The sequence below is a fragment of the Pseudomonas sp. N-137 genome, assembly GCF_034555295.1.
Classification (GTDB): Bacteria; Pseudomonadota; Gammaproteobacteria; order Pseudomonadales; family Pseudomonadaceae; genus Aquipseudomonas; species Aquipseudomonas rhizophila.
The window spans coordinates 793,274-806,429 of the sequence record NZ_JAXUDQ010000006.1; the positions used below are offsets into that span (position 1 = coordinate 793,274).

At 56.3% G+C, this 13,156-nt stretch carries 8 protein-coding genes and 1 pseudogene; 7 read left to right on the plus strand and 2 right to left on the minus strand.

The window, feature by feature from the left end:
• Positions 1–92: 92 nt before the first annotated feature.
• The 5 genes from T3A99_RS05785 (at position 93) to T3A99_RS05805 (ending at position 6,605) form a co-directional block, all read left to right on the plus strand.
• A complete protein-coding gene (locus T3A99_RS05785) occupies positions 93–842 on the plus strand; it encodes an electron transfer flavoprotein subunit beta/FixA family protein (protein ID WP_322834072.1) in 750 nt (249 codons plus the stop codon).
• Positions 842–1,774, plus strand: a complete 933-nt coding sequence (locus T3A99_RS05790; protein WP_322834073.1) for an electron transfer flavoprotein subunit alpha/FixB family protein — start codon at positions 842–844, stop codon at positions 1,772–1,774. Before T3A99_RS05785 ends, T3A99_RS05790 begins: the two co-directional genes overlap by 1 nt.
• A gap of 37 nt (positions 1,775–1,811) precedes the next feature.
• Positions 1,812–3,932, plus strand: a complete 2,121-nt coding sequence (locus T3A99_RS05795) for a 3-hydroxyacyl-CoA dehydrogenase NAD-binding domain-containing protein (protein WP_322834074.1) — start codon at positions 1,812–1,814, stop codon at positions 3,930–3,932.
• The gene (locus tag T3A99_RS05800; RefSeq protein ID WP_322834075.1) at positions 3,929–5,107 is read left to right on the plus strand and encodes an acetyl-CoA C-acyltransferase; all 1,179 of its coding nucleotides are present in this window, start codon (positions 3,929–3,931) and stop codon (positions 5,105–5,107) included. The genes T3A99_RS05795 and T3A99_RS05800 overlap by 4 nt, the downstream gene beginning before the upstream one ends.
• A gap of 244 nt (positions 5,108–5,351) precedes the next feature.
• Positions 5,352–6,605 (plus strand): OmpP1/FadL family transporter, encoded by a 1,254-nt coding sequence (locus T3A99_RS05805; RefSeq protein WP_322834076.1) that lies wholly within the window; start codon positions 5,352–5,354, stop codon positions 6,603–6,605.
• Between the two features lie 127 nt (positions 6,606–6,732).
• Here the strand turns inward: T3A99_RS05805 and T3A99_RS05810 are convergent, their stop codons facing one another.
• Positions 6,733–9,384 carry a LuxR C-terminal-related transcriptional regulator gene (locus T3A99_RS05810; protein WP_322834077.1) on the minus strand — a complete coding sequence of 884 codons (2,652 nt, stop codon included), beginning with the start codon at positions 9,382–9,384 and terminating at the stop codon, positions 6,733–6,735.
• A gap of 393 nt (positions 9,385–9,777) precedes the next feature.
• On the opposite strand from T3A99_RS05810, the gene T3A99_RS05815 reads away from it, so the two are divergent.
• Both T3A99_RS05815 and T3A99_RS05820 read left to right on the plus strand, forming a co-directional pair.
• Positions 9,778–11,019, plus strand: a complete 1,242-nt coding sequence (locus tag T3A99_RS05815; protein WP_322834078.1) for a thiolase family protein — start codon at positions 9,778–9,780, stop codon at positions 11,017–11,019.
• Between the two features lie 320 nt (positions 11,020–11,339).
• Entirely contained in the window at positions 11,340–12,137 is a 798-nt protein-coding gene (locus T3A99_RS05820) for an SDR family oxidoreductase (RefSeq protein WP_322834079.1), read from the plus strand.
• 374 nt (positions 12,138–12,511) lie between these two features.
• On the opposite strand, the pseudogene tnpC reads toward T3A99_RS05820, so the two are convergent.
• Positions 12,512–13,099: pseudogene (gene tnpC / locus T3A99_RS05825) on the minus strand (IS66 family transposase); the annotation flags it as partial.
• Between the last annotated feature and the right edge of the window lie 57 nt (positions 13,100–13,156).

Sequence of the window (13,156 nt, forward strand, 5' to 3'; positions counted from 1 at the left end):
ACTGAAGAAACCTACTTAAAGTCACTCCCACCATTCGACTACCAGCCGCAGCTAATGCGGTCGGTGCCGTTAAAAACAAGAGAGAGTCGGTTATGAAGGTGCTGGTGGCCGTAAAGCGGGTCATAGATTACAACGTCAGGGTTCGGGTCAAGCCGGATGCTTCCGGCGTTGATCTGAACGCTGTAAAGATGAGCATGAATCCCTTCGACGAAATCGCTCTGGAAGAAGCAGTTCGCATGAAGGAAGCAGGCACGGCCAAGGAGGTCGTCGTCGTAAGTTGCGGCGTCTCGCAATGTCAGGAGACGTTGCGCACCGCACTGGCCATTGGCGCAGACCGGGCGATTCTGATCGAGACAGATGTCGAGTTACAGCCTTTGGCGGTAGCCAAACTACTCAAGGCTGTAGTCGATAGAGAAGCCCCCGAGCTCATCATCTTGGGCAAACAAGCCATTGACGACGACTGCAACCAAACCGGTCAGATGCTGGCGTCTCTCGCCGATCTACCTCAGGCCACATTCGCCTCGAAGATTGAGATCGACAACGGTGAAGCCTGCGTGACTCGCGAAATCGATGGCGGTATGGAGACCCTTAAATTGGTATTGCCAGCCGTGATTACCACCGATCTGCGTCTGAACCAACCGCGCTACGCGAGCTTGCCAAACATCATGAAGGCCAAGAAAAAGCCACTGGACGTCCTGACTCCTGGCGATCTCGATGTGGACATATCCCCCCGCCTGAAAACACTGGCAGTGACTGAACCTGCTGGCCGCAAGGCTGGCGTCATCGTACCCGACGTCGCCACCCTGATTGAAAAACTGAAGAATGAAGCGAGGGTGATCTGATGCCTATCCTGGTCATTGCGGAGCACGACAACGTCTCGATCAAGGGAGCCACCCTTTGTACCGTCACCGCCGCAACGAAACTCGGTGAGGAGGTGCATTTATTGGTAGCCGGTGAGAAAGCCGACGCCGTCGCACAGGAGGCTGCCTGCATCGTCGGCGTCAGCAAAGTTCTGTACGCCGACGATGCCTGCCTCGCCAACGGGTTGGCTGAAAACCTGGCTGCCCAGGTGATTGCTTTAGCCGAGGGCTACAGTCACATCCTTTTTCCTGCCACAGCCAATGGCAAAAACGTCGCTCCACGCGTTGCGGCCAAACTCGACGTCGCCCAGATCAGCGAAATCACCAACGTGGTGAGCTCCGACACTTTCGAACGACCGATCTACGCCGGCAACGCCATCGCCACAGTGCAGAGCACCGATGCAGTCAAGGTGATCAGTGTGCGCGCCACGGGCTTCGATGCGGCAGCAGCCAGCGGGGGTAACGCCATTGTGGAAAGCGCCCCAGCGGTGACCGCTAACGATAGAAGCAGCTTCGTCAGTCGCCAAATCACCGAGAGCGACCGTCCGGAGCTGACGGCCGCCAAAATCATCGTTTCTGGTGGCCGGGCACTAGGCGCAAGCGACAAGTTCAGGGAAGTGCTTACGCCGCTGGCTGACAAGCTCGGTGCCGCTCTGGGTGCGAGCCGCGCAGCTGTTGATGCCGGGTATGCGCCTAACGATTGGCAAGTGGGGCAGACCGGCAAGATCGTCGCTCCGGAGCTCTACGTCGCCTGCGGTATCAGTGGTGCCATCCAACACCTGGCCGGTATGAAAGATAGCAAGGTCATCGTGGCGATCAACTCCGATCCCGAGGCTCCCATCTTCTCGGTGGCCGACTATGGGCTCGTGGAAGATCTATTCACGGCAGTACCCGACTTGTGCGGTGCGCTGTGAGCCCGCGGCTCTCACCCATAGCCCAAAAGGACCGAATATGAGCTTGTACCAAGTAACGGACGGCGTGGCCATTGTCACCCTGAACCGCCCCCCCCTGAATACCCTGGGTCTACCGCTACGCCGACATTTGGCTGATGCGCTATACGCAGCCATGACCGACACCACGGTGCTGGCAGTGGTGGTGACAGGTGCTGGTCGCGGCTTCAGCGGCGGTGGCGACATTACCGAGTTTGATCTGCCCTGCGGCAATCAGGAACCAGCACCTCGGGCGCTATTTGATCGCCTCGAAGCCTGTACCAAACCGGTGGTGGCCGCGATGCACGGTATGGCGCTAGGTGGCGGGCTGGAGCTGGCGCTGGCTTGCCACGCCCGCGTGGCGCATGCAGCGACCCAAGTAGGCTTGCCTGAGGTACATCTGGGACTGGTGCCCGGTGCTGGAGGAACCCAACGACTGCCACGTCTGGTGGGAGTGGAAAAGGCCTTGAACATGATCCTCAGCGGCAGCTCGCACAGCGCGGCCTCACTGGGCGACAGCGGGCTGTTTGACCTGATCACCGAAGGCGATGTGGTTAACGAGGCCGTGGCACTCGCCCGCAAGCTGGGCGATGAAGTAGCCAGTGGTCGCTCACCGCGCCGTACCGGCACTCTGCCCTGCCATATGGATAATGCACAAGCCTTCACCGCCTTCGCCCGCGCCACGCTTAAGACGCCCCTGGGTGGGTCGCCTGCACCGAAGGCCTGCATCGACTGCGTCGAGGCTGCGGCGCTACAACCATTCGCACAGGGCATGGATCGCGAAACGGAGATATTTCGCAGCTTGGCGGGCGGGGAACAGTTTGCTGCACTGCGCCATGTCTTTTTGGCCGAACGCACTGCTACTCATATCGTCGACTCACCGACCGTTCCTGCGCGCACGATCAAGCAGGCCGGAGTCATCGGCGGCGGTACTATGGGCAGTGGCATCTCGATGGCGCTGGCCAATGCTGGCATTTCGGTCCTCTTGGTCGAACGAGATTCGAGGGCACTTGAGCGCGCACTGAAGACCATCCATGAACATTACGAGGGTCTGAAAAAGCGAGGCAAGCTCACTCCTGAAGTCGCCTCTGCCCGAGTTGCCCTGATCACCGGAGCGGTTGACTATGACGGTTTGGCCGACGCCGACCTGGTGATCGAAGCCGTTTTCGAAGATCTGGACATCAAGCGTCAGGTGTTCGAGCGCCTGGACGCAGTGGCCAAACCTGGTGCAATCCTGGCTTCCAATACCTCGATGCTCGACATCGACCACATCGCCGCATTCACACGCCGCCCGGCCGACGTTCTGGGCCTGCACTTTTTCAGCCCCGCCCACGTGATGAAACTGCTGGAAGTTGTGCGTGGCGCGCATACCGCTCCCGACGTGCTGTCCAGTGCGATGGCGCTGGCACGAAAAATCGGCAAGACGGCAGTCGTATCGGGCGTTTGTGAGGGCTTCATCGGCAACCGCATGTTTGAGGCTTACATGATGCAGGCCGGCTTGTTGCTCGACGAAGGCGCACTGCCGCACCAAGTGGACAGCGCGATGGAGCGCTGGGGCATGGCAATGGGCCCATTTCGCATCAACGATATGGCAGGCAACGATCTGGCCGCAAAGATTCGAGCCGCACGCATCGAGCGCGATCCGACTCGGGTTTACTCCGGCACTTTCGACGCGGTAGTCGCGATGGGTCGCCACGGCCAGAAGGTGGGCCGCGGCTGGTATGACCACATCCCTGGGCAGCGCGCACCTGCACTCAGCGCTGAAGTTCAGGCAGCCGTGGTCGCGCATTCGCAGCAACTCGGCCTTCAACGCCGCACTATTGGCGCCGAAGAGATCGTCGACCGTTTGCTGCTCGCACTGGCCAATGAAGGCTTCAAGATCCTTGAGGAAGGCATCGCGCAGCGGGCCTCCGATATCGACGTGGTCTACACATCCGGCTATGGCTTCCCGCGCTGGCGCGGCGGCCCAATGTTCCAGGCCGAGCAACGCGGCTTGGCCGACGTGCTGGCAACGATGAAGCGTTTTTCAGTGGGCCCTGCCTACCAGCGCGCCGACCACTTTTGGCGCCCAGCGTCGCTGCTGGTGCGACTGGCCACAAGTGGTGATTCCCTGCGCCACCTCAACAAAACGGAGACCCCATGAGCAACGCTGTGATCGTATCCACGGCCCGTACCGGACTGACCAAGTCCTTTCGCGGCGGCTTCAATCTGACACACCCGGTGACCATGGGCGCACACGTGGTACGCCAAGCCATCGAACGTGCAGGTATCGCACCCGATACAGTCGAAGACGTTATCTTCGGCAGCTCTTTTCTTGAGGGCCCCGGAGGCCAGAACATTGCGCGCCTGGTCGCTCTGCGCGCCGGCTGCCCAGTGACCACCTCGGGTCTTACGATAAACCGTTTCTGCTCCACTGGTCTCCAGTCCATAGCGATGGCGGCACAACGGGTGATTGCTGGCGAGGGCGACGTGTATGTGGCCGGTGGCGTCGAATCCATCACCCAGGTGCAGGCCCACATGAACAGCTTCAACCTGAAAGAGACGTGGTTAGAGGAACACATTCCGGCGGTTTACCTGGGAATGCTCGAAACTGCCGAGGTGGTAGCCCGCCGGTACGACATTAGCCGTGACCGGCAAGACGAATACGGTATGCGCAGCCAACTGCGTGCCGCGCAAGCCCAGGCTGAAGGTCGCTTCGATGCCGAAATCGCACCTATGGAAACGGTGATGGCTGTCACCCAGCCCGATGGCAAAATCGTGAGCCTCCCTACCACGGTTGACCGCGACGAAGGCATCCGCAGCGATACCACGTACGAGGGTGTAGCCAAGATCCGCACAGTGATGCCAGGTGGAACAGTAACCGCGGGAAATGCCAGTCAGCTCTGCGATGGCGCCTCGGCCTGCGTCGTCATGAATGCTCAACTTGCCGAACGCCAAGGCTTGCAGCCACTGGGTCGCTTTATCGGCTTCCAGGTAGCCGGTTGTGCGCCCGATGAAATGGGCATTGGGCCGGCTTTAGCCGTGCCTAAGTTGCTGGCTAAAGCCGGTTTGAAGATCGAAGACATCGGCTTATGGGAGCTGAACGAGGCGTTTGCGGTTCAGGTGCTCTACTGCCGCGACAAACTGGGCATCCCTGACGATCGGCTCAACGTGAATGGCGGCGCCATCGCACTGGGTCATCCCTATGGCATGAGTGGCTCGCGGCTAGTCGGCCATGCACTGCTCGAGGGTCAGCGTCGCAAGGTGCGCTATGTGGTAGTCACCATGTGCATCGGTGGCGGTATGGGTGCCGCAGGCCTGTTTGAGGTGATCTCCTGAAACGGCAGCACGAATAGGATTTTCGATGCACGTCGATATCTGTCCCCTTTGACTCGGGACGATCGTCGACCAGTCCGAGACGCCGATGCTTTCTACATGTCTCATAACACACGACCGGTGCTGTTGCGGCCTGCAGCACCTTAGGAGGTCATGAATAAACCAACGTCCATAGGGCATTAATGCGTTACCCGCAATCAGTTCGATAGAACCCGAGCCACGTATAACTCTAAAGCAGAGAATAAAAATGTATAAAAAATCCTCTTTAGCTTTCATCGCAAGTTCCCTACTCATCACAAGTGGACAGTCATTTGGAAATGGTTTTGCTCTTAACGAACAAAGCGTTAGCAGTCTGGGCACTGCTCATGCCGGCCGTGCATCTGCGGCGCTTGACGCCACGACGGTATACGGCAACCCGGCGGGCATGTCTCGGTTGCAACAAGAAGAGTTAAGCGGTGGATTCATAGCTATTATTCCGGATGTGGAAATCGACAATTACAGTGCAACCAATGCACTCGGGCCGGTTCCCGGCGGAATGAATGATGACATCACAAAAGCAACGCCTGTACCTTTCGGTTACTATGTAAACCCATTGAATGAGAAATGGAGCTTCGGATTTGGTGTGTATTCACCCTTTGGACTGGGAACAAACTACGATAGCAATTCGGTATCCCGCTACCTGGCAGATAAGACAGAGCTACTTATCGTAAACTTTCAGCCGACCTTAAGCTACAAGGTCAATGATGACCTTTCGGTTGGGCTTGGACTGATTGCCAGTTACGCTAAAACAACATTCAGTAGTATGTTGCCGGTCACCGAAGGCACTGTTGAGGCAAAAGGTGACGACTGGGGCTTCGGCTATAATTTAGGCGTTCTCTACCAGTTAACTCCACACACTCGTGTCGGACTAACTTATCACTCAAAAATTGATTACAACCTCAACACTGAAACCAAAGTACGGAATCTATTTCCTCTTTTCGGGCCAACTAATGCCAATATAGATGGCAGCATGAAAACCACAACACCGGAATCAGTGGATATCTCGCTAACCCATGAACTTGATTCTCAATGGACCCTTTATGCCGGTGCAAACTGGACACGCTGGAGTCGTTGGGATGCAATAACCATCAACAATTCAAATTCACCAACCCCCCTATTTGATTCTATAGGCCAAGACCTTAACTGGCATGACAGTTGGGGTTACGGTATAGGTGCCAGTTATCAACTAACGCCGCAATGGGTTTTACGCGCGGGACTGGCACTGGATGAGTCGCCCGCTGGCAGCACGCAGAATGCCCGCCTCCCCCTTGCGGATCGAAAAATCGTCACTTTCGGTGCTGGCTGGAAGGCCAGTGAGAACTTGTCTGTTGATGTTGCTTACTCATACCTTAGACAAGGGAAATTCACGTTAAATCAACAAGATAACAACGGAAACAGTTTTCAAGCCGATTACAAAGCCGCCGCACATGGCCTAGGCTTACAGCTTAATTATCGTTTCTGACCTTAAGAAAGAGGAGCCCTTAACGTATAAGAGCTCCTCTTTCCCACACTTCCAACCTCAATATTTCGATCTGAGACTCAAGCAACTTACTCACCGACCACCTGGCTTTTCAGATACGAAGGCCCGCTTACGTCATACGGGCAAGGCCTAGCATTCGTGCACGTGCAACCACATGCTTTCGACTACCGGCGTCGAGCTTGCTGAATAGGTTCTTTATGTGCCATTTGACAGTCTGCTCACCAATATCCATCGCTCGAGCAATCTCCCGGTTACTGAGGCTGCGACTCAGCAGTGTCAAAACCTCACGCTCTTTTAAGGTTAACAGGCCGGCACCGAGAACCAAGGGTTCCTTCAAGGCTCCTAGCACGTCCTCATCGCCCTCCTCGTCATTCGAGTGCTTCGGTCCCACCAAAACTTCGCGCTGACCCGTGATATGTTCACGCGCGAGTCGTACCATCCCTCCAGCCATAGCAAGACTAATTGCCTCATCCTGTACGGTACGCGCATCAATTGAGCCTTGCCGCTGCAGCACCTCGGCGCGAATCAGACTGGCCTCCACCGAGTCGCCCCCGCGTTTCAGCTTCACCGCCAAACTTATCGCCAACTCTGCGCACTGAAGCGCTCCAGGCATGTCTTCGTTCGCCAGAGACGCATGTGCGCGAGCCAGCTCGGAGCGCAGTTCCATCCAACAACTGAATTGCGTCGGTATTTGCGCGCGACGAGTGTTAATCAATACATCCAACTGAGCACTTAGGACCTGAGCCGTATCGCCTCTTCCGCGTCTTGCGTGCAGACGAACCAACTCGGATTGCGCCATCACTTGAAGACGCAATATTGCGCGTGACTGACCTATCGCTTGCAGTGACTCCAGAAGGTTCAAGGCCTGGTCCTGTCGCCCCTTGGAGTCAGCGACACGCGCTAGAACCTTGTAGGCGGACATCAAAGCATCGGGAAGTCCGTGTCGCTCCAGTATGACCAGTCTCCCCGCCATCAGAGCAACAGGGTTGTCATCCTGACCACGCTCCCAACAAGCTTCAGCCAATAGTGCAGCCAACATGCAAGCCACCGGATTGCGACGATCCATGTGTTCTTCAGCGCGAACCAATGCAGGCCGCAACTCTTGCTCGGCCAAGGCGTAGCGACCTTCCCAAAGATAGCTCAGCCCTGTGCCGCAATCGGCAAAACCGTAAGACATCGGTGAGTAAGCGCGCGCCCGGTCAAAATCGGCGATACGCGAAAAATCCAGTCGGGCTTGATCCGGGTTACCGCTATACAAGGCTACGAAGCCTTTGACAATCCAATGGATGGGCACCTCGTCGATACGAGCTTGCGATGGCGGATTCGGCCACTTAGTCAGTTGTTCGGCCATTAGATCGACTCGATCTGTATACCCCGCAACTGTGGCATTGATCAGGTCAGCTTCGAAACGGTCCGTGGATGAGATATCGGGATTCGCCAAAATCAGATTGATCAACGGGCGCGCCAGATCATGTCGCTCGCTCATGGCCAAGACCCAAGCGACCGGGGCCAACAAGCCGGGGTATTGCTTGATCTCATCCAGCGACAACCGTTGGTACCAAGCAAGGATCGCATTACTCCGACCTTGGACCATCATTTGGTGAATGTTGCGTTCTATCAAGGAAACGGCTGCATCCATATCGCCGGCAAGGAATGATTGCTCCGCAGCTTCTTCATAAAGCTCGTGGGCGACGTACCAGTTGGAGGCCCTTTTTGCCATGTTCTGCCTCTCAACCTCGGGTAGCTGTATCAAGCGTTCGTGCAGCACTTCACGTGCAAGGGGGTGAAAGCGCATCCAATCGCTGTCCTCAGCCTGCAACAACAGAGGCGTCTCATCCTGAAGCCGATGCAGGTGCTGAACCATCTCTTCGCCGCCCAAGACCGCTGAACACAGCTCTGGATGTATCAAGTCAAAATGAGCCAACCGAACTAGCAGGTGAACTGCTTCGGTGGGTTGACGATCAATCAAGCTATCGATGAAGTAACGGCGGATATCCGCCGTTCCTGATGAAAGAAGCTCTTCCATATTTCCGCTGCGATGCGCTGTCGCCGCGGCCAGTTGAACACCTAAAGGCCATCCTTCGGTCAGTTCGTGAAGGCTGACACCTGCTTCCGGATTGCAGCGGCTACCAAGCGCCGCCGACAGCACCGTCATTGTTTCATCAAGGCGAAATCGCAGGTCGGAAGCCGTCAAGCGTGTGACTGTGGACGCGTTAAGGATTCCGCTAGACATCAGGGCGCTTGTCGGGCGAGCGGCTAATGCGACATGCAAATTTGCGGGGGCATTCCTCAGTAAATATGTCAGAACCTGATGGTGGGTGGCGGTGGGTAAAGATTCGGTGTCATCAAGCAGCAGTACGACATCAACCGCGAGCATTGATACTTCTGCCAACCAGCCGGTCGTCGCTTCCTGCGGGTCGGAGCATTTCTCTATCCATCGCATAAATGGTTCCGCAAAACCACGCTTGCCACAGGATGCCTGAGCGGATTGGGCAAGCCCCTGAACCAACCTCAATGGAGTATCGCGACTGTCGAGACTAAGCCAGAAAGCCAAGCCTCCCTGGGCGAGCACCTCACGCCGCCACTGGATCAACTGAGAGGTTTTTCCGAAGCCGGTAGGCGCCAAGAGAATAGTCGCATTGCGTCCAGCCAGCTCAATGCGGCTCAATTTCAGACGTTCGCGATCCAGGAAGTTTCGAGCAATACGCGGTGGGGTAGATTTAAGCACTGTAGCTGGATCTCGGCGCAGAATACTGATCACCGTCTTCTCCGTTACCTTTACTAGCCCTTTTTGTCGACCTGCCCTAAGACTTAGATGCGAATCATCGGTGCAAGGATGTGGCAGAGGCTAGCTATTGTTATTTTCGACAGCCTGCACTGCCTCGAATCAATGTCCTTCGTTAGCAGTCTTGCTCGAAGCATTACAGGCGTGCTTTTTATCATCCTATAGTACGAAGACTGAACATAGAAGCCGGTAAATTCAGAGCCTTCAGATGGTTCCTCAAGGCTGACCCCACCCGTTAATGGGGGGGGCGATAAACGCCAAGTAATTATAATTGACGTAGCACGCTGTGGTCAGCGAGCTGCACCGCGGGTGTCGCCGTCAGGCTTCTGCGGTGGGTGTTTTCACGCTGTCGCATGGAACCTTAAAATAATGAACTCCTCCGTGTATATCGTTGGCGTTGGTATGACTCAATTCGGTCGCCATCTGGAACGTAGTTTACAGTCGCTGGCTGATGAGGCGCTCAGTGCGGCTCTACGCGATGCTGGTGCGACGCTGACTGACATTAATCAGGCCTTCTATTCGGGCGTTACGCAGAGTCCGTTGCAAGGTCAAATCGCTGTTCCGGGTCAGGTGCTGTTTTCCAAGCTCGGGCTGGTCGGGCTACCTGTCTGGAATGTGGAGAATGCTTGTGCATCGGGGACCAGTGCCTTTCAACTGGCCGTTCAATCTCTACGGGCCGGTGCCTGCGATGTTGCTCTGGCTCTAGGGGCAGAGAAAATGAACGTCGAAGATAAAAGGCGCGCGCTGGCTCTGTTCGAAGGTGGTTGGGACGTGCTTACTGCCGATGAAAATGCCGAGCGGCTGATCGAGCTTGGTGCGGGTGTCGAGGTTCCGCCGGGAAGTGAATCGGACCGTCCATACAGCCGCTTCATGGCCATCTACGCTGCTATGTGCCGATACTGGATGAAGACCTTTGGTACAACGCAACGGCAGATCGCGGCCGTTTCTGCAAAAAACCATATGCACTCGGTACACAATCCCCTGTCGCAGTATCGCCAGCCCTTCACTATTGATCAGGTTTTGGCAGCAGCGCCTATCACCTATCCGTTAACGATGCCGATGTGCTCGCCACTATCAGACGGAGCGGCTGCCGTAATCGTATGTACCGAAGCCGGCTTGAAGAAGCTAGGTGTAAATCGGCGGCGAGTGATTCGTGTGGACGCTACCGCTATCGCCACCGCAACGCCTAGAGCAGCCGATGAGTTCGACCAGGCGGTTTGCCGACGCGCTGCGCAATCGGCTTACGAACAGGCCGGGATAAGCCCTGCAGATGTATCGGTGGCTGAGGTTCACGATGCAAGTGCCATGGGCGAAATCATGGCAGTGGAATACCTCGGCCTCGCCCCGATGGGGGGAGCCGGCGCAGCAGCAGAGGCCGGCGAACTGTCCGTCGGCGGGCGTATTCCAGTCAATCCGTCGGGAGGGCTTGAGTGCAAGGGGCATCCGATCGGAGCAACGGGACTTGGTCAGATACATGAATTGGTCACCCAGTTGCGTGGTGAGGCAGGCGCTCGTCAAGTGATGGATGCAAAGGTGGCCTTGCACGAGAACGGTGGCGGTTTGATTGGTTTCGAGGAAGCCGTCGTGACGGTCAACCTGTTAACGCGCTGAAACCCATTGCTTAAAAGCTATTCATTACTGCATCAGTTGCCCGGCAAGAGTTCTGAGAACTCTTTCGTATGCTCGATGCATACGAAGGAGGTGCGGGACTCTTGTCTATCGAGCGTCAGCACGGCATGTCCCGCTACCCCTCGTATCCACCAGAAACGTTCAGTCACTGACTTCTAAATATGTTCCTCAACTGCTGTAGTCACCTTAGACGCGAGCGTATGCCTGAGTGCAGGCATCCATCCTTTGGATCAGCAGGGTTTAGTTGATGGGCATATGACGTCGCACGCAGACTTTCATATCAACAGAAAAAGGAGATTGCAGTGTTCCAGAATAAAGTCATAGCCATTACAGGCGCTGGATCCGGGATCGGACGCGCGCTAGCCATTGAATTGGCTGCTCAGGGCGCCCGACTGGCGCTAGCAGATGTCAACGACGTAGCTTTGGAAGAGTCGATGACACTACTCCCTCAGGGTATAGAGGCAAAGTCCTATATCTTGGACGTTTCCAATCGCGAGGCGGTTTTTCGATTCGCCGACAATGTGCTACGCGACTTCGGACGTGTGCATTTCATCATCAACAACGCAGGGACCTCGGTCTTGGCCACGGTTGAGCACACGACGATTGAAGAGTTCGAAAAAGTGCTGGCAATCAATCTGTGGGGCGTGATCTACGGCACCAAGGCTTTCCTCCCAATCATGCTGCAACAGCGAGAAGGGTGCATTGTGAACGTTTCCAGTGTCTTCGGGCTGGTAGCTACTCCCTGCTCAGCAGCATATACGATCACCAAATTTGGCGTTCGCGGACTCACGGAGACGTTGTGGCAAGAATTGGACGGTACCGGCGTGCGCGCCGTGCTAGTGCACCCGGGCGGCATTAATACCAATATCAGCAAAGTGCAGCAGGCCGTCTGCGAAGGAGAAATGGAGCGCACAATAAAAAACGCGAACATTCGTCAGATGACCACTACACCACAGGAATGCGCAAGACAAATCATTGATGGATTGCGGCGTAGAAAACCTCGACTTTTGGTTGGCAACGGCGCAAGCATTCTGCATTGGATATCCCGACTGCTCCCCAATAGTTATGGGCGCCTGGTACGTCGAAAACTTGGCGTTTAAGCAATGATCTTTTTGCTACGCCCCCTCGCCAAGTACCAATGCGATTGGAGCCAATGGCAGCGAAAAAGTGCCAAAAGCGGCGCGAATGCATAGTAGGTATAAGGATTCGTTCGGAAATGGGTATCATCGCCCGGCAAGCATCGCCGGGCTTGGAACTGTCGGCACACTCTCCCTCCCGCTCAATGGCGGATAACGCCAGCTGACGCGGTGTCGATCACAGATACGATGCCTTCGTTAAATGACTCTGTGGGTGCGGCACAGTCGGAAGGGAACGCATCCTCCCTTCGGTATTTTATCCGAACCCGCATGGTCATCTCATTACGGCGCCGATCAGCCGAACTGCCACGTCAGATTGATACGGACGTGCGCTTCACAGCGCTGTAGCCAGCGAAATCGTCGCACACCAACTCGCCATTCCACGGGCGGAGGAAGTTGCCCGCATGCTCGCCCGCCTGGCTTGGGCTGAAGTTGTAAACGACGGCCTTGAGTGCCGAGAATGGCGTGGTGCTGTAGGCTCAGACGTAAGCCCGATGAGTTTTCTTCTCGCCTGGCGCAAGCATTTGAACCGAGGTCTCATCGGCGTGGATCACACCCTGGGTCAGCACCGCTTCGCGCAGCGCATCGACCAAAGGTTGGGGCTGAACGCCGGTTTGCCCAACCCACTGCGCCAGTGTCGAGGGAGTAATCGTCAGCCCGGCGCGGCCAAAGATCTTCTCCTGCCGGTATAGCGGCAAGTGGTCAGTGAACTTCGCCACCATCACGTGGGCAAGCAGGCCTGCGGTCGGGATGTCCTTGTCGATCACCTGGGCCTACACTGGTGCCTGGATCAGTGTTTCACACGTGCGGCAGACCCATTTCTCACGCACGTGCTGCTCGACGCTGAACACGCCCGGCGCGTAATCCAACTTCTCGCTGACGTCTTCGCCAATACGCAGAAGCTGGCAGCTACAGGCGCACTGGGTGCAACGCCTCAGTCGGCCGTTTAGGCGAAGCCCTCAAAGGAACAAACGCCGGCAGCG

Excerpts from the sequence above, each read along its gene's own strand:
- T3A99_RS05785 (WP_322834072.1), top strand. The coding sequence starts at position 93 with ATGAAGGTGCTGGTGGCCGTAAAGCGGGTCATAGATTACAACGTCAGG.
- T3A99_RS05815 (WP_322834078.1), top strand. The coding sequence starts at position 9,778 with ATGAACTCCTCCGTGTATATCGTTGGCGTTGGTATGACTCAATTCGGT.
- T3A99_RS05790 (WP_322834073.1), top strand. The coding sequence starts at position 842 with ATGCCTATCCTGGTCATTGCGGAGCACGACAACGTCTCGATCAAGGGA.
- T3A99_RS05800 (WP_322834075.1), top strand. The coding sequence starts at position 3,929 with ATGAGCAACGCTGTGATCGTATCCACGGCCCGTACCGGACTGACCAAG.
- T3A99_RS05805 (WP_322834076.1), top strand. The coding sequence starts at position 5,352 with ATGTATAAAAAATCCTCTTTAGCTTTCATCGCAAGTTCCCTACTCATC.
- T3A99_RS05795 (WP_322834074.1), top strand. The coding sequence starts at position 1,812 with ATGAGCTTGTACCAAGTAACGGACGGCGTGGCCATTGTCACCCTGAAC.